Annotated in this window: 19 protein-coding genes; 14 read left to right on the forward strand and 5 right to left on the reverse strand. The window is 38.6% G+C overall.

Annotated features, from left to right (window positions below):
* Positions 1 to 130: 130 nt before the first annotated feature.
* A complete protein-coding gene (locus tag IEV18_RS14320) occupies positions 131 to 802 on the reverse strand; it encodes a flagellar brake protein (RefSeq protein ID WP_188393075.1) in 672 nt (223 codons plus the stop codon).
* A gap of 184 nt (positions 803 to 986) precedes the next feature.
* On the opposite strand from IEV18_RS14320, the gene IEV18_RS14325 reads away from it, so the two are divergent.
* From IEV18_RS14325 to IEV18_RS14335, 3 genes are all read left to right on the forward strand, one after another.
* On the forward strand, positions 987 to 2,015 hold the full coding sequence (locus tag IEV18_RS14325) for an HD-GYP domain-containing protein (protein ID WP_188393076.1): 1,029 nt from the start codon (positions 987 to 989) through the stop codon (positions 2,013 to 2,015).
* 102 nt (positions 2,016 to 2,117) lie between these two features.
* A complete protein-coding gene (locus IEV18_RS14330) occupies positions 2,118 to 2,741 on the forward strand; it encodes a kinase (protein ID WP_373281942.1) in 624 nt (207 codons plus the stop codon).
* Between the two features lie 302 nt (positions 2,742 to 3,043).
* Entirely contained in the window at positions 3,044 to 3,697 is a 654-nt protein-coding gene (locus IEV18_RS14335) for an HAD family hydrolase (RefSeq protein WP_188393077.1), read from the forward strand.
* 91 nt (positions 3,698 to 3,788) lie between these two features.
* Here IEV18_RS14335 and IEV18_RS14340 read toward each other — a convergent pair whose 3' ends face one another.
* Entirely contained in the window at positions 3,789 to 4,442 is a 654-nt protein-coding gene (locus tag IEV18_RS14340; protein WP_188393078.1) for a carboxymuconolactone decarboxylase family protein, read from the reverse strand.
* A gap of 317 nt (positions 4,443 to 4,759) precedes the next feature.
* On the opposite strand from IEV18_RS14340, the gene IEV18_RS14345 reads away from it, so the two are divergent.
* Positions 4,760 to 5,158: a nuclear transport factor 2 family protein gene (locus IEV18_RS14345; protein WP_188393079.1), complete on the forward strand. Its 399-nt coding sequence runs from the start codon at positions 4,760 to 4,762 to the stop codon at positions 5,156 to 5,158.
* Positions 5,159 to 5,196: 38 nt separating this feature from the next.
* Here IEV18_RS14345 and IEV18_RS14350 read toward each other — a convergent pair whose 3' ends face one another.
* Positions 5,197 to 5,691 (reverse strand): hypothetical protein, encoded by a 495-nt coding sequence (locus tag IEV18_RS14350; RefSeq protein WP_188393080.1) that lies wholly within the window; start codon positions 5,689 to 5,691, stop codon positions 5,197 to 5,199.
* A 181-nt stretch (positions 5,692 to 5,872) separates the two neighbouring features.
* Here IEV18_RS14350 and IEV18_RS14355 point away from each other — a divergent pair, with 181 nt between their 5' ends.
* The 6 genes from IEV18_RS14355 (at position 5,873) to IEV18_RS14380 (ending at position 11,086) form a co-directional block, all read left to right on the forward strand.
* Positions 5,873 to 6,031, forward strand: coding sequence for a hypothetical protein (locus IEV18_RS14355; RefSeq protein WP_188393081.1), 159 nt, complete (start codon positions 5,873 to 5,875; stop codon positions 6,029 to 6,031).
* Positions 6,032 to 6,190: 159 nt separating this feature from the next.
* Complete coding sequence (locus tag IEV18_RS14360) at positions 6,191 to 6,688, forward strand: hypothetical protein (RefSeq protein ID WP_188393082.1); 498 nt, start codon at positions 6,191 to 6,193, stop codon at positions 6,686 to 6,688.
* 330 nt (positions 6,689 to 7,018) lie between these two features.
* Positions 7,019 to 7,999, forward strand: a complete 981-nt coding sequence (locus IEV18_RS14365; RefSeq protein ID WP_188393083.1) for an alpha/beta fold hydrolase — start codon at positions 7,019 to 7,021, stop codon at positions 7,997 to 7,999.
* A 364-nt stretch (positions 8,000 to 8,363) separates the two neighbouring features.
* Positions 8,364 to 9,011 carry a class I SAM-dependent DNA methyltransferase gene (locus tag IEV18_RS14370; RefSeq protein ID WP_188393084.1) on the forward strand — a complete coding sequence of 216 codons (648 nt, stop codon included), beginning with the start codon at positions 8,364 to 8,366 and terminating at the stop codon, positions 9,009 to 9,011.
* Positions 9,012 to 9,030: 19 nt separating this feature from the next.
* Positions 9,031 to 9,954: a PLP-dependent cysteine synthase family protein gene (locus IEV18_RS14375; RefSeq protein ID WP_188393085.1), complete on the forward strand. Its 924-nt coding sequence runs from the start codon at positions 9,031 to 9,033 to the stop codon at positions 9,952 to 9,954.
* A 1-nt stretch (position 9,955) separates the two neighbouring features.
* Positions 9,956 to 11,086 (forward strand): bifunctional cystathionine gamma-lyase/homocysteine desulfhydrase, encoded by a 1,131-nt coding sequence (locus IEV18_RS14380; protein WP_188393086.1) that lies wholly within the window; start codon positions 9,956 to 9,958, stop codon positions 11,084 to 11,086.
* An 83-nt stretch (positions 11,087 to 11,169) separates the two neighbouring features.
* Here IEV18_RS14380 and IEV18_RS14385 read toward each other — a convergent pair whose 3' ends face one another.
* Positions 11,170 to 11,457: a hypothetical protein gene (locus IEV18_RS14385; RefSeq protein ID WP_188393087.1), complete on the reverse strand. Its 288-nt coding sequence runs from the start codon at positions 11,455 to 11,457 to the stop codon at positions 11,170 to 11,172.
* 132 nt (positions 11,458 to 11,589) lie between these two features.
* On the opposite strand from IEV18_RS14385, the gene IEV18_RS14390 reads away from it, so the two are divergent.
* The 3 genes from IEV18_RS14390 to IEV18_RS14400 all read left to right on the forward strand — a co-directional run bounded on the left by IEV18_RS14390 (position 11,590) and on the right by IEV18_RS14400 (position 14,997).
* Positions 11,590 to 12,501: a nuclease-related domain-containing protein gene (locus tag IEV18_RS14390; RefSeq protein ID WP_188393088.1), complete on the forward strand. Its 912-nt coding sequence runs from the start codon at positions 11,590 to 11,592 to the stop codon at positions 12,499 to 12,501.
* A 435-nt stretch (positions 12,502 to 12,936) separates the two neighbouring features.
* A complete protein-coding gene (locus IEV18_RS14395) occupies positions 12,937 to 13,716 on the forward strand; it encodes a hypothetical protein (protein WP_188393089.1) in 780 nt (259 codons plus the stop codon).
* Positions 13,717 to 13,761: 45 nt separating this feature from the next.
* Positions 13,762 to 14,997 (forward strand): MFS transporter, encoded by a 1,236-nt coding sequence (locus IEV18_RS14400; RefSeq protein WP_188393090.1) that lies wholly within the window; start codon positions 13,762 to 13,764, stop codon positions 14,995 to 14,997.
* 233 nt (positions 14,998 to 15,230) lie between these two features.
* Here the strand turns inward: IEV18_RS14400 and IEV18_RS14405 are convergent, their stop codons facing one another.
* Positions 15,231 to 15,713, reverse strand: coding sequence for a hypothetical protein (locus IEV18_RS14405; protein ID WP_188393091.1), 483 nt, complete (start codon positions 15,711 to 15,713; stop codon positions 15,231 to 15,233).
* Positions 15,714 to 15,912: 199 nt separating this feature from the next.
* Between IEV18_RS14405 and IEV18_RS14410 the strand changes: the two genes are divergently transcribed.
* Positions 15,913 to 16,920, forward strand: a complete 1,008-nt coding sequence (locus tag IEV18_RS14410) for a hypothetical protein (protein ID WP_188393092.1) — start codon at positions 15,913 to 15,915, stop codon at positions 16,918 to 16,920.
* Positions 16,921 to 17,169 lie beyond the last annotated feature (249 nt).

Consider the following 17,169-nt stretch of genomic DNA (forward strand, 5'->3'; position numbering starts at 1 on the left):
GAAGGCTTTTCGTAGTAACGATGAAATAAAGGCAAATGCGGCATGATCAACTTAGTCTGCATTCAAATATATCAAGGGTTTAGAGCAATTTTAAGCGTGCGAAAGTTGAGTTAGGAAGAAATTAAAATGCTTAATCCGTCACAGCGCCTTTCAATTTATTGCGCAGCTCAATTTGTTTATACATGCAAAACCGTATAATTTCAGATCTTTTGGATTCTTCCATTTCAACAAATTGTAGTGAGATTTTATACATGCCGTTTCCGAGTCTTAATGCTTTTACTGCCTTTCCTTTAAAAGATATTTCGTGATGTTTTCCGTCTTTGACTAGAAATAGCTTTCCATGAACAGACATACCAACCTCTACTGGCTTTGTTGGATGAAGAAAGGATAGACCGCCACCGCTAATGTCATAGGTATTTGTATGCAGAGTATCTTCATTAATAAATGGATATTCCGATTGAATTGTGATAGACATGTTGACCGCCACCAGTATCCGAAAGTAGCGTCTTCGTTCTGCTTTTTTTAAAGAATGGATGGAAGGTTTTTTTAGTACGAATTTCTTGCTTTGAAGCTGAAAAATCATGGTGTCAAAACTATATATCTCTTTTTGATGGTCTTGAAAATATACTGTGACTGGCATACTGCTCTCTATAGTCATAGGTAAACTTTCCTTATTTACTGGCTGTTTAACTAGTAATGAAGGTTCATATTCCAGGATTTGTGTGAAATAAAATTCTTCATCGGGCGTCAGTATTTCCAGCACTTGGCCTTTCCAAAAGTTAGGGGGAATATGTTTATCCACGGAAAGTCTTTCCCCTTTCAGCGATTCAATAGTTTTTTATATATTCTATCACGAAAGCGGATATTATCATTAGCATAAATGTTAGATTTTTTAAAACAAAAATCTACTTTCTGTAAATTAGTAATTTTTGCTTAGGTATTTTTGCTTTCTATAATATAATTGTTTTGGGGGGTGATTGATAAGAATGGATAAGCTTGCTTTCTATTTAAAAGAAATTATTGGTAAAAGAAGCATTCGGGATATATATGATCAGAGCGGAGAGCTGTTAGTCCCTATTTCTACAGTGATTACCTATGATCATATTATCCTTTTGGAAGAAAAGGGCATTACTTTGAAAAGCGAAGATGTTCAAGATTTAGAGAAAGATTTTATCAATCATAGTAAAATCATCAATGAAACAGTTGAAGATGTGCGGAATATATTTGGAGAAATCAGAGAGACAAAGAAAATACCGTTAAACGAATTAAGAGAAAGCATTATTCCCATCGTATACGAAGTAAGTGACAGCAAATATCTTCTTCCATTATTATCAGCACTTCAGGCAAAGGACGACTATACGTATCGGCATAATATTGCTGTTGGTGCAATTGCCAATCTTATCGGAAAATGGATGGGACTTGATCAACAGCAGCTATTACAATTAACGGTGGCAGGGTTATTGCATGATGTAGGTAAAATGCTAATACCTGAAACGATTTTAAACAAACCCGGGAAGCTTACATATCAAGAATTTATTATAATGCAGAAACATACGATTTATGGATATGAAATTTTGAAAGAAACAATCGGGGTCACTCACCGGCAAGCGTTAGTGGCGCTGCAGCATCATGAAAGAATGGATGGCAGCGGATATCCTATGGGAATTAAAGGAGATAAAATTGACTTGTTTAGCCGAATTGTTGCTGTAGCAGATGTGTTTCATGCGATGACTTCCCGCAGAGTCTATCAGGACCAATTCCCATTTTACAAAGTGGTTTCGGAAATCGAAAGGAGCATGTTTGATAGTTTGGACCCTGCTATTTCGATTGTTTTTATCGAAAAAATAATGAGCGCTTTAATTGGAAGTTCCATATTGCTTTCAGATGGCCGTGCAGGGAAAATAGTTATGGTCCCAAAAAATTATCCTACGAGACCACTTATTCAAGTGGGGGAGGAATTTATTGATTTAACCATACATTCCGATTTGCAAATTGAAAAAATAAATTTCCGTTAAACAGAAGAACTTCGCGCTAATCAAAAAAGGGTTAGCGTTATTTTTGTCGAATTTTAACTGCAGCATGTTTCTGCGGCAGAGAGAAAAGGTGGATCGATAAAAATGTGCCTTGATATGTTAAAAAATGATATCTTGATGAAATTTAATACACGGCCGAATAAGCCACATCCTTATCTTGTCGGTATCAACGGTTTAGCCGGTGCGGGAAAAACAACTTTAGTGAAGAAACTAGAAGAAAGACTGAAACAAAAGTGCCCTGTAATTGTCCTTCACTTGGATGACTATATAGTGGAAAGGGAGAAAAGATACGGCACCGGTCACGAGGAATGGTATGAATATTATTATTTGCAATGGGATATTGAAATGCTATCGGAAAGGTTATTTAAAAAGCTGCAAATGAATGATGGCAAACTCATTCTTCCATATTATGATAAGTTTGCAGATAGGATAAATCAAAAAGCAATATCATTCAGCTCAGATGGCATTATTTTAATCGAAGGGATATTTATTTTAAGAAAAGAATGGAAAGCATTTTTTGATTATACTGTTTTTGTTGATTGTCCAAAAGAAATAAGATACCAGCGAGTATTAGAACGGGATAAGTATATTGGAGACGAACAAGCAGTACTAGAAAAATATAAAAGAAGATATTGGCCGGCAGAAAAATACTATCTCGAAACAGAATATCCAAAAAGAAGTGCTGATAAGATTTTCCCGTGTGTTTAGATGCCTATTTAAGGGAGAATGATGTAAGGAATATTGTGGGAAATTTTATTTATGCTTTTACGTTTATTCATCACTTCATTAATGTTGTATCCTATAAAGGAAGAGCTGTACCATCAGCTCTATTTTATTTGCAAACGATGCCGCCAAGAGATATAGTCATCCATAATTTTGGCTCGAAGCAGATGGCTTAAACTTTAGGGAAGAGCAACGTTTTCGTTCTATATCCATTCGATATGTTTAGTGGAAATTGCAGATTATGCTAAACTTTAATAGTTAGCAAATTCGTCTAAGGGAGAGAAAACATGCTTCGTTCAGTAATTTTTGATATGGATGGCACTTTGTTTCAAACAGATACAATTCTAGAAATAGCGCTTGAGGAAACTTTTGCTTACTTAAGGTCACAAAATAAATGGGATTCTGAAACTCCTTTAGAGAAGTATCGAGAAATAATGGGTGTTCCTTTGCCAAAAGTTTGGGAAACATTACTGCCCCATTATTCCAGAATGGAAAGAGAAGAAACGGATACTTATTTTTTGGAAAGATTAACAGAAAATATTAACAGCGGAAATGGGAAATTATATCCTAATGTTAAAGAAGTTTTCCGTTATCTGAAAGAGAATGATTGCAATATTTACATAGCAAGCAACGGATTAATCAATTATTTAGATGCCATTGTAAACTATTTTGATTTAAATCATTGGATAACAGAAACCTTTAGTATCGAACAAATCGACTCGTTGAATAAATCAAATTTAGTTCGGTACATTGTAAAAAAATATAATATTTATCATGGTGCGGTAGTTGGAGACCGATTGTCGGATTTTCAGGCAGCAAAAGATAATGGCTTAATCTCGATCGGTTGCAATTTTGATTTTGCAAAAGAAATGGAACTCGCCCATGCTGATATTGTAATCGATAACCTGATTGAATTAAAATCAATAATACCTAAATTGTAATATACGCCGAGCAGTACGTTACTATGGCTATTAAATGATTTAAAGTGGACACGGAGCGGGGAAGGGAGTTCGATTCCCTGCTGTTTAGACTTTAATCTTGGAAACTTTGAATAATATGAGAAATATGGGCATAGGAACCGCCTGCTTTAAGTGCGGATGTTACCATAATTGCTTCCGCAAGCTCCTCGTTTGTCGCGCCTAAATTAATTGCTTTTTTTGTATGGACATCGATACAGTAAGGACATTGGGTTGCATTTGCAACAGCAACGGCAATGATTTCTTTAAATTTTGCACTTAGCTTACCAGCTTTCGTCGCTGCAGCACTGAATGCTTGGTAACCTTTAAATCCTTCAGGAGCCAATTTTCCTAATTGCCCTAAATTTTTCAAGTTGGATCGGGCGTATAGCACATCTGGTGCATCTTGATTGCTGGCATGATGGACATGGGTGCTATGGGTTACCGTACCGCCAGCTTCAATGGCCGCAGCAACAAATGCAGCTTCTGCTAATTCTTCCAATGCAGCTCCAGCCTTTTTAGCCTTTTTTGTATGGGAATCAATGCAATAAGGGCACTGCGTTACCATTGTAATGGCAACAGCAATAATCTCCTTTTCTTTGATGGTTAAAGCGCCATTTTTAAAAACCAAGGTGTTAAAATCGTTAAACGCTTTTAATTGTTCCGGTGCCAGTTCTTTTAATTGTGCCATGAGCTGTTTATTATCTTTTATGTAGAAGTTGGAAACCATTTCGATTCATCCTTTCTCATTTTTTTCATTTTGTTATATAAACACTATCACTATAGGTGATAATGGTTCAAGTGTTTAGAACCTAATAGAAAGCGTGGTTATGCTCCATGTCTTTTTTTAGGTATGGAAAAAGAAGGCATAGGCTTGATATTGACATTTGGCGGATAAACTTAAGAATGATGCATATCGAGCATTATTTAACGAAATAAAAAAATAATAAGATGGAATCATGGAGTTCGAGAAGAGCACAGAAAGACAGGAATTTAGTAATACTAAATGTTAAGATGAAGTTATAAAGCTGAAAAGGAGAAGAAGCGTTGAGTGCCTATGAAAATAAGTTAAAAGTTTATTGTGAAGAGGACTGCGGAAATGCTCCAAAAAAAGAATTGCTAAAGGAACTTGCAATTGCTTATGCCAAAGGTAATATTGATTTTTGCCTCGAGTGGGTGAAAGATGAGGTGGAGTGGGATATAGTCGGCAAACAGCAGATTAGGGGAATGGAAGAATACAAAAAAGCTTTGACTCAAAGGACTGACGGAGAAATTCACGAATTATACATCCATAATATCATCACCCACGGAAATACCGCTTCGCTAAACGGAACAATAGTTTTGGAAGATGAACAAAAAATCGCCTTTTGCAATGTATATAACTTTTCCGGTTTTGGAAAAAAGGCAAAAATTAAAACCATAACGTCGTATGTTATTCATTTATGAGAGTATGCACTGGGCCTCCGATAAGGCCCGTGCTCAATTTATTCTTCCTTTTTCCTTGAGGTAAGAGAAATATAGATCGTTAATATAATGCAAAGCAAAAGCGTCAAATGAAAAAGAAAATGAATTGTATTCGGCGCAATTCCGTTCAATACTGGAAGGAAGGTGTGGGTATTGCCAAACATTTGCTCATAAGATTCGGCTCTTGCTTCGGCTCCGTAACCGAAAAAGTATGGTATCCACCAGGCAATTAAAGCTCCGGCAAAGATACATGACGGATGAATAATAAGCCAAAGCTTAATCCAAATCGGATATTTTTTTCCTATAAATGCGATAATAATCCCCATTAATAATATAATTTGACCAGCATTTATGATGGTCACCGTGACCAGTTCCTTTACGGTCTTAACTTCCCTAATAGCTTCGATATCATTGAATGAACCTAAAGGAATCCAGTCATGCGAAAGCATAAACAGCAAAATAAAACTGTATCCCATCAGTAACAATATTTCAGAAACACGAATTTCCCTTTTCATTCTTACCTCGCTTCCTTTCAAATTACATTTCCCATTTCCGAGAAAAATTTTAACATTCACTTGTTGGGCTTACTATGTACGAAAGGCTTAATTTTTTATAAGCCACAGGTATTATGATGTTGGAATGATGATGCTTGAATTTTTGCTGAAGAATACGATCAAGAATTACATTTAAGATAAGATGAACTGCATTGCCAGCGTATTAAAAAAATATGGCATCATAATGGAGCAGCAGCCGCGGCCGGTTGTCGGAATCCATGGCGTAATCGCAATTGGCTGTAACTTTGATTTTGCTCAAAATGGTGAGCTGCCGCAGGCCGGCTTTTTCTTTGATGAGTAACAAATTAAATGAATTTTTTTAGCAAAACATTATAAACGAGGAAATAAATACAGCTTCTGATAAACTTGAAACTTTCCCTCTTAAAAAAACGTAAATTTATTTAACAATATGGGTTTATTAGCTGTTGCGTTCAGAATCTGGAGATATGGGGGGATAAGCATGCTGAAAATCGCTATGTTATTAGCTGTCATTTTTCTATTGTTATTTATTGCGCTGCTTTGGTTTTTCCGCCGTGAAAATAAAAAAGAGGACGACAAAGACAATATGGCGGTCTTAATAGGTGTCTCTATCCTGTTTTCCCTCATTATTACGCTGGCAATCGGATTCCTTCTCTTACTTATCGTCGGCTCCATTACTGCCCTCAATACGGTGTTTTCGTTAAATATTTCTGTGAATCAAATGATTTTAATCGCTGTTTCCTTTCTGATTTATTGGTTTACCCTTGATTATATTTTTGAGGCCACTTTTGAACATATTTTTGGAGAAAATTGGATTGCTGTATTTTCTTTAACCTTGTCGAGGATTGCAGCTTTCTATATCATAGGGATTCTTTTTCACTTAAATGAACCTATTAATCTGGTCGTTGCAGTTGGAGTCCCTCTAATTATTGTAGTGCTGGATATATTAAGCCTTTTGAAAACAAAAAAGCATAGATAATCCTTTCCAGAATGTCTATCGTCATGAGAATTGCATTTAATAATTCGCGTTGATAGAGAGTTTCTGTAGTTATGAAATCATGCTTTTCTGGATTCTTCCCATTGATAAACTGGGCAATCCTCATGAAAAAGTAATTTATTGATTTCTTCGTGCTAATAGACAATCCCTGCTTTTTCCGATACATATCTGGGAAAAACGTGCATAAATCGAGTGAAGAGACTGCTCACTAACGCACAGGGCTGCTCTTAATTTAATTCCAAAGTACCTTATTTAGATTTTCATCTTCATGTAAGTTGGATATAAAAGAAAGAAAGAAAGGACAAAGAGAAAATGGGATTATGGAAATATTTGCGGAACATCATGCTGACCCTCGTTGCCGCATGTGTCCTATGGATTATTTTTCATCACGCATTATCCTTCTATGAGAAAATAAAATATCCGCCAATGGGGGAATTGGTGGAGGTCGATGGCAAAGATATGCATGTTTATATTAAAGGAGATGGGGATCAAACCATTGTTTTATTAAGCGGACTTGGAACAGCAGCGCCGGTACTTGATTATTATCCTTTGATAGAAGAACTGGCAAAGGATAAGAGAGTTGTGTTAGTGGAACCCTTTGGTTACGGCTGGAGCGATATGACGAATAAAGAACGAACAGCAGAAAACATCGTTGCGGAGCTTCGGACTGCGCTGCAAAAAATGAACATAGAGCCTCCTTATATATTGATGCCCCACTCCATTTCCGGAATTTACAGTATGTATTTTGTCAATACATATCCGGAAGAAGTGGAGGCAGTAATAGGAATTGATCCGACTTTGCCACAGGCGTTGGAATATTTTGGAGAAAGTGTTCCAACCATGCCGGATTATTATCAGTATTTGGCGCCTCTCGGTGCTGCCCGATTGGCCATAGCTTTCCAGCCTGAAAACTTTTTGCCGGTCGCAAAAGCGGGAGTATATTCCGAGAAACATTTGAAAATGACAAAAGCCATTTCCGCATGGAAAATATCCAATAAAAACGTAATCAGTGAAGCGAATGAAATGAAAAATAATGTGGACAAAATAGCAGATATGAAATTTCCTGAAGACATGCCGATATTAATTTTCACAACAAAAGAGGATAGGGTGACAGCAGACGGCAAAAACAACGTGACCTTTTTTGAATCCCAGTTAACAGACTCTGCTGCCAGTAAAATTGTCGTATATGAAGGCCATCATTATCTCCATTGGTCTCGTTATAAGGAGATAAGTGAAGAAGTCAAAAAATTTATCCAAGCAGTTACCGCCGATAAAAATAGCGAAGGGCATTGAAACATTTCAAAGTCCTTCGCCTTTTATATGGTCAATATATTAACTGCTCCTTTTTGCGAGGAGTAAAGGACAGCGTACCATATAAAGATGCGGTGCTACCTTAGGTACATTTGCAAGAACGCACTTTACTTCTTCTATTTGTTTCATTTCCACTGCTATTTCCGCACTGTTTTTTCAACAATATCCACACCGGACTCAGCAAAAATTCCCTTGCCCTTCCAATATCTTAACAAATGACGAATCGCTGAAATAGCCGGAAAAAACACAAAAGGAAAATGACTCACTCTCGATATATGTTGTCACGAAATTTGTATTTTGGTATATTATTAATACCAAGTAAATTTATATGAATAAGGGGATTAAAATGCCGGAATATTTTAATAATTTATTTGACCAATGGGCGTCAAGTTACGATGATACGGTGGTTGGGAAGGACGTGGAATACCGGGAAGTATTTAGACGTTATGATGAAATACTGGAGACGATTGCAGAGCGAGCCAATGGATTTGTTCTGGAATTTGGGGTAGGTACGGGAAACCTTACAAAAAAACTTGTGACAAAAGGGATGGAAGTTATCGGCATTGAGCCGTCGGAGAATATGCGGAAAATCGCAAAACAGAAGCTGCCTGGAACGGCGATTGTAAAAGGAAGTTTTCTTTCTTTCCCCGCATTAGGAAAAAAAGTGGACACCATTGTCAGCAGCTATGCATTTCACCACTTGACAGATGCGGAAAAGGAGCAGGCAATTCAGCTGTATACAGAAATGCTGCATGAAGGCGGAAAAATCATATTTGGCGATACGATTTTTGAAAATGACGAAGCAAAACAACTGGCATACTTGGATGCGAAAAACAAGAAATATGACCGATTAGCCAATGATCTGAATACAGAATTTTATACGACCATCCCCAAATTAACAGACATATTGGAAAAACACGGTTTTACGGTACGTTTTGAACGCATGAATGATTTTGTCTGGATTATGGAAGCTGATTTTAAAGCGGCAAAATAAAGGCAGGTGGCAAATAGAAATGAACGTGAAACAGCATCTGACCCAGTTAATCGGAAATACGCCAATGTATGAAATCACAGCTTTTGAAATGCCGGAAGGGGTGCGGCTGTTTGCAAAACTGGAGTTTTTGAATATAGGCGGAAGCATAAAAGACAGGCTGGGGTTTTACCTGATTCAGCAGGCGATGGAGAGGGGAGAGCTGCGGGAAGGGGATACGATTATTGAACCGACAGCAGGCAATACGGGAATCGGCCTGGCCCTTGCTGCAATTCATTTTAAATTGCATGCAGTTTTTGTTACTCCGGAGAAATTTAGCGTGGAAAAGCAAACGCTGATGCGGGCGTTAGGGGCTGAGGTTATTAATACCCCTACGGAACTGGGGATGGCCCGCGCAATCGAGAAGGCGAAAAAACTTGCCGATGAAATTCCCAATGCATATGTACCTAATCAATTTCAAAATGCAGATAATCCGGACACCTATTATTACAGCCTTGGCCCGGAAATTATGGCAGACCTGGACGGAAAAGTCGATATTTTTGTAGCCGGGGCTGGATCTGGAGGTACATTTACCGGCACCGCCCGTTATTTAAAGGAAAGAAATCCATCGATAAAAACCGTCATCGTTGAACCGGAGGGTTCCATTTTAAACGGAGGAGAGGCGGGACCCCATAAAACAGAAGGCATCGGGCTGGAGTTTATTCCAGAGTTTATGGATGACCGTCTTTTTGACAAAATTTATACGATTTCTGATGAACGAGCATTTGCCAGGCTGGCTGAAATCGCAAAACTGGAAGGACTTCTCATCGGCAGTTCTTCTGGAGCTGCTTTGGAAGCGGCTTTACAAGAAGCGGAAAATGCCAGTCCTGGAACAAATATTGTGACCATTTTTCCCGACAGCAGCGAACGTTATTTAAGCACGGGAATATACGAAGGAGCGAAATAAAATGCGGAAGAAAACGAGATTAATTCACGGCGGAGCAGGAGTAGACAAAACCGTTGGTGCGATGTCGCCGCCGATTTACCAGGTAAGCACTTTTAAGCAAGAAGGTGTGGGCAACTTTTCTTATGAATATGCCCGGACGGGAAACCCGACCCGGGAAGCTTTGGAGAACTTGATTGCCGACCTTGAAGGCGGTAAGCGGGGATTTGCCTTTGCTTCCGGAATGGCCGCCATCTCAGCCGTCATGGATTTGTTTCAGACAGGCGACCATATTGTAGTGACCGATGACGTGTACGGCGGAACATACCGTTACATGACAAAGATTTTAAACCGCCGGAATATCGATGTGACGTTTGTGGACACTAGTAATCTGGATGAAGTAAAGGAAAGCATCCGTCCGGAAACGAAGGCAATTTATATTGAAACACCGACAAATCCGCTGCTGAAGGTTTCCGATATTGCGGCCCTGGCTGCAATTGCAAAAGCGAGTGATTTATTATTCATTGTGGACAACACCTTCAATACGCCATATTGGCAGACCCCGATTGAACTAGGAGCTAACATTGTCATCCATAGTGCGACCAAATATTTAGGCGGGCATAGCGACGTTGTTGCCGGTCTTGTAGTAGTGGACGATGAAGAGTTAGGCGAAGACATTCATTTTATCCAGAACGGTTCCGGCGGTGTGCTGGCGCCCCACGACAGCTGGCTGTTAATGCGGGGAATTCGGACGCTCGGTGTACGGATGGAAGAGATTGAAAGCAATACTGGAAAAATTGTGGAGTATCTCGTGAACCATCCGCAAGTCGGTAAAGTATACTATCCGGGTTTGCCGGAACATCCTAATCATGATGTCCATGCGAAGCAGTCCGGCGGTTTTGGCGGAATGCTTTCCTTTACTGTGGCAAGTGAGAAAAAAGCCCTCGATGTTTTAAATAACGTCAAATATTTTACGCTGGCAGAAAGTCTTGGTGCAGTGGAAAGCCTGATTTCCCTCCCGGCAAAAATGACCCATGCATCTATCCCGAGAGAACGCAGACTGGAATTGGGAATCGAAGACGGTCTTATCCGGGTGTCGGTTGGTCTGGAAGATGTGGAAGATTTGCTTGAGGACTTGGAACAAGCGTTGAAATGAAAAACCGCCCCTCCTTTTCAATAAGGTGGGGCGGCAAATTTTTTTGGCCATGTCATTTGGGGGCTCGGTTATTGCATGACGTATCAAACCCCAATGATAAACGGCAAAAGGATTAAAAGAAGGGATAAAGCGATAATTACATATGTGGTTAGTTTGGGCAGTTTCTTTTTCCTTCCTCGATACCACCCTGAAAATTGCAGTTTATTGCGATACAAAACAAATAGGATCAAGAATATAGCTGCTCCGCCAAGCCATGTAAATGACGAATCAACTTGGTTATTAAGATAGACATTGTTAATCAGATTCCATCCAACTAAACCAAGAAAGAGGAACAAGATTAAGATACGAAGCAATTCTAACAGTATTCTCAAGATTACTTGCCTCCATAAGAGAGGATTTTTTAAATACTAATATTCTAGTCCTGGTTCGTGCAAACCTTTACATTCTGTTAGAGTATTTTATTATAATTATATGAACAATTTTTATTGAAAGGGAAGTGAAATATGGAAACATTTTTAGCCAAACGTGAAATGCCATTAGAATTGCTGCTTTATGAATCATTAAGCAGACGAAAGAACTTAAATGACAAAGAGCAGAAATATTATCTTAATCTCAAAAGAGGTTATGAAGGTGAGGTTATATTTTCTGAACACACGGAAGAATTAAAGGGTAAGCATCTCGTTTTAACGGACTTAATATTTGAATGCAACCAGACAATTTTTCAAATCGACTGTTTGATTATAACTCAAGAGAGAATCTATTTGTATGAAGTGAAAAACTATGAAGGTGATTTTTATTTTGAGGGGGACAAGTTTTTCAAAAAGCCGCGGTTGGAAGTTATGAACCCGCTTCACCAGTTGGGCAGAACTGAATCCCTCTTTCGCCAATTGCTTCAGAGCTTCGGCTTTCAAACTCCAGTCAAGGCCTACGTTGTTTTTGTAAACCCTGCTTTTACCCTATACCAAGCCCCAATCGACATCCCTATTATATTCCCGACACAAATTAAAAAGCATATTGAATTGGTAAGCATTGAGACAGCCATTGTAACCAGCTCCCATAAAAGACTGGCCAAAAAATTAATAGAAAACAGACGTTCATCCTCCCCTTACCAACAATTACCATCATACGAATACAACGATTTAAGAAAGGGTATTGTTTGCGCATCCTGTGGTTCTCTTTCCGTCATGTTAGTGAAAAGGGCTTGCGTTTGTAAAGTATGTGGTCGTAAAGAGCCGGTATCGAAAGCTATTTTGCGTTCAGTAAAAGAGTTCCAGCTTTTATTTCCAAATCGAAAAGTATCTACTAGCCAAATTTATGATTGGTGTAAAATAATTGAATCAAAGAAATCAATACAAAGAGTATTATCTAACAATTTTAAAGCGGTAGGTTCAAAACGGTGGACTTATTACGAATAAAACAATGTTTTTTCGGGGGGTGGAGGGAAGTTTTTGTTGTTCCCGCGGGCATAATTAGAAAAGCCTTAGGTTTTTATTCAGTTTATAGTTCACCATTATTGTAGACTTGTGTTGAAAATGCTAATAAGGATTGTTCTAAAGCCCATTTTGGCGAGGAAATTATGGTAAAAGTGCTTATAGAAGCGTTCTAAAGTCCATTTTGGCGCAGAAATTATGGTAAAAGTGCTCATAGAAGCGTTCTAAAGCCCATTTTGGCGAGGAAATTATGGTAAAAGTGCTCATAGAAGCCTTCTAAAGTCCATTTTGGCGCGGAAATTGTGATAAAAGTGCTTATAGGAGCGCTGTAAAGCCTCTTTGAGAGCAAAAATAGCAATAAAATGGCTCATAGATTCCTATATTCAAAAACAACGTAAAATAGTGAAAGCAGGTGATATTATGCTTCCTCCGCAACATATTCTCCGTGTATGGAAAAGATTTGATACATTTCCGATGGAGAGATTAACGAAACTTTGGATATATAACCAAGGCCGGCAGAAAAAGCAGCGGGATGTTTCAGAGATGAAGGAACATCGCAACAGGTATGGTATTACGGGAAATTGTTTTGATCTTGCCATCTGGCTCCTCGATGAGTTTAACAGAGAAAGCATTACGGCATACCCAATCGGCAATCACTTGTTTACTGAAAAAGCCCATGCGGCTGTGGTTGCTTTAGATGAAGCGGGGAACCGGTATTTATGTGACTTAGGCGACCAATGGATATCCCCTATCTTGATAGACAAGAAAACAGAAGACTATACAGAAACAAAACTTAGCGGCTTTTTTCCCGGTGCCCAAATTCAAGTTATCCCAAACGGTCATCATACTGAAATACGTTATCATAGACCAAACGGAAAAATATCTGCACAAACATACAACACTAAGCCCCTTGATTTTGACAGCTTTTTGCGTGCTGCAGAGCATTCCCAAAATCTGATTAATCCGAAGCCGTTATTGGAGTGCAGAATTCCTTATAAAAATGAAATTGCCCATTGGGAATTTAATAATTGGGAAAGTTTTCTCAGTACTAGTGAAGGGCTGTTAATTGAACCGAAGAAAACATCCATGGAGGAATGGGCAATAAAAATAAATGATGTAACCGGCTATGACGAGGATTTTTTAATGGAGGTTCTGGAGCAATATAGCAGGTTGTCAAAACTTCATTTTGATGTAAAATAACCATTAATATTTCTTTAGACAATGAACAGTACATTCGAAAGTAGGATGAGCATGGAGAAAACCTTACAGCAAAAAACTAGGGTTCAAGAAAATAAAACAGTTTATCAAATTTTATTTATTATCGCTGCCTGCCATTTATTAAATGATTCATTGCAGGCTGTGGTGCCAGCAATGTTTCCTATCTTAGAACGTTCGATGGGACTCACCTTTACCCAGCTTGGACTGATTGCTTTCACCATCAATATCATTTCATCTGTTATGCAGCCATTGGTAGGTACTTTTACGGATAAATACCCGCTGCCATACGCATTGCCTATCGGATTAACGAGCAGCATGTTCGGAATGCTCGGTCTTGCGCTTGCTCCTAATTTTGCCTGGATACTGATTAGTGTTGTTTTTATCGGTTTCGGATCGGCTGTTTTTCATCCAGAGGGATCCAGGGTTGTCTATTATGCTGCCGGCAATAAGCGTGGTCTTGCCCAATCAATCTTCCAAGTTGGAGGAAATTCAGGACAGGCATTGGCGCCTGTCATTACTGCATTAATTCTTGTGCCGCTAGGACAAAAAGGCGCACTATGGTTTACAATAATTGCGGGACTTGCGGTTATTTTCCTTACATATATTGCAAAATGGTATCGGACACAAATTCAGCTCACTTCGGAAAGAGGCGCTTCTCCAAGGAAAAATGTACAGACAAAAGCCGTGTCAAAAGCAATTAAAGCGGCCCTTATTTTACTGATTTTTATCGTTTTTGCCCGGTCTTGGTACGGTGCGGCAATCGCTAATTTTTATGCGTTCTATGCGATGGATTCCTATCAGGTGACGATTGCGGAAGCGCAAATATATATTTTTGTTTTCCTTGGAATGGGCGCGCTCGGCACCTTTATCGGCGGTCCATTGGCTGATCGTTTTGGCAGAAAAACAGTTATTCTGTTGTCTCTTGTGGCTGCCAGTCCGTTAACAATTCTTCTCCCGTTTGTCGGCAAATCTACGGCAATAATTCTTCTTGGAATAATTGGACTAATTGTAATGACAAGTTTTTCGGTGACGGTTGTCTATGCTCAGGAACTTGTTCCCGATAAAATCGGTACGATGTCCGGGCTAATCGTCGGTCTTGCCTTTGGAATGGGGGCGCTTGGTTCCGTTGCCCTTGGTACGATGATTGACATGTTCGGATTAACAGAAACAATGATTTTTGCTTCGCTTCTTCCATTATTAGGACTGCTCAGCATTTTATTGCCGTCCGATAAAAAGGTTGAAGAATGGTACAAAAGAGCATAAAAATAAATCCGGCACATGGGACAATTTTTTATTGAGTTTGGAGAGCGAAAATGACAGCCAATTAGTTAACATGGGTAAGCAGTACGTGCTGCCTATTGGGGCAAAACAATATTTGCGCTATCTTCCAAATTCGCGCTGCTCCCTTTCACTCGGTATCATGGAGAAGAGGAAGAGACAAATAAACAATGCTCCATTTCCTGTTACGGTAACTTTTAAATCAGGGAAGAATGATGCTATGGCGAACGGATATAAGAGAAAACGGCAATCATTGTCGTAAGGTGGCTGGCAATGCCATTTACTTTGCTTTCATAGCTATGATGTCTTCTCCAATACCGATACCGGAAAATAAACATCAATTTGCTGCTGATCATTTTAACAAAAGCTCCAACTGGTGTTTTGAGCAGCAATCTCCCGCCAGCAAGATAGATAATGACGTAAAGAACTCCGTACGTAAGGGCAAATAACATCATTGCCCGATCTTGTTCGAAGAGGAGGCCGACTGGTTCCCCGTTGGCAAAAAAGTGATAATCCCCAAGTACAAAAGGATGAATAAAAATAACAAGACCGGCCATAGCTGATTCAATGAAAATAAAAAACAGCAAAAACAATATCGAGAAGATTGCTAATACTAGTTTTCCAACTGCTTTAAATAAAACGGTAAGTATTGCGGATTGTCTCACAATAGCACTTATAATTGCTAGAAGCACAACAAACATCATAAAAATTCCAAAATTGACTGTTGCCTACAGCATGTTCATCTTTCTTTGTCGAGATTTTACCATATATACAAATTGTGAAACGGTTAGATTCAATTCCGATATCCCTATTATAAAACTAGGTATATATGTTCATTTTTATTGAAGTTGCAGGATTTTCCCTTCCTTTTTAAATATATATATTTTGAGGAGGGGAATGATGGAAAATAAAAAGGACGTAAACCAGATTCGCAGGGAGAAATCGATTATAGAAAAAATCGGGCTATTAAATACAAAAACGATTGAGGCATTTTATCCTTTGCCTGAGTTTCGAATTCCGGAACGATTTGATGTATATGACAGAATAGAAGAACAGATTGGGTTAGGAAAGAATAAAACATTAAGGAGAAGCGGGAAAGCGTTTTTCATTGCTTTTATATTTCTAGGAATTGGTTTTCTCTTGCAGCATTCAATAGCATATCCATTGTACGGTTTAGGTGGATTGTTTCTCGTTATCGCTGTGCTGGCTTGGTTTAAAAAACCAAATGCTAGTTTGTCGATTTACCGTTCATATCATCAATGGAATAAAAATTTGACCTATTCTAGGAACCATTACAATTCCGTCAGAATAGACCGGACAAAAAATTATCAGAATCACGGTTTTATGCAAGAAGGAGACCCGAAAATTATTTCCCAATATTTATGCCATAATTTTTTTCTTCAGAATGGTATTGAAACGAATGATGAATTTTCTCTCGTGATGTCAAAGGAAAAGAATGTATATACTACGGAAGATCATATTGGAATCGAACTGACTTTGATGAATCCTTACGTAAAAGCTAATGAAATTAAGACAGCTTTCTATTTGCTGCCAGAGGGGTTTCAACCGAAAGGATTTGCTGATCGGGGATTTTTCGAAAAAGAAATTCATCTGAACGGATATCAGTTATTTGTGACAGAATCAGCGACTGAATATGAAATCCAGGAAGTAGTGAAACTCATTCAGCCCCTATTGGATAGAAACTGGAAGGTATTTGTGTTTTACCATGCCTGGATGATTCAAATATATTTGCCTGAATTCTTGCCGAATATGGAGGAAATTCAAACGAGGGACCAATTAATGAAATGCTGCCGCCGGTTTGATGCGGTATATAGTTTTTATGAACGTTCCTTAATTTGGCGGCACGGCGACATTTCAACGTGGAAGAAAGGGGAAAGAAAAGAATAAACCAGGCTTGCTTTCATAGCAGAAGCTTCGATAGTTAATTTCCGTGTAAAAGTATGTGTAAAATAGTTCTCGGTGATATTTCTACAAAATCCTAGCCAAAAAGGAAGAGGCACTCTATCATAAATGTATGCTTACCAGGGCAAATACACTTAGAAAGAGGCCTCTTCATGAATACTATTATATCAAAAATATACACATTAATACACCAAACTGACAATTTAATTGATTTTGAGGAAAGCGTTCGTATTC

It is taken from the genome of Compostibacillus humi (assembly GCF_014637175.1).
Taxonomy (GTDB): domain Bacteria; phylum Bacillota; class Bacilli; order Bacillales; family Amphibacillaceae; genus Oceanobacillus; species Oceanobacillus humi.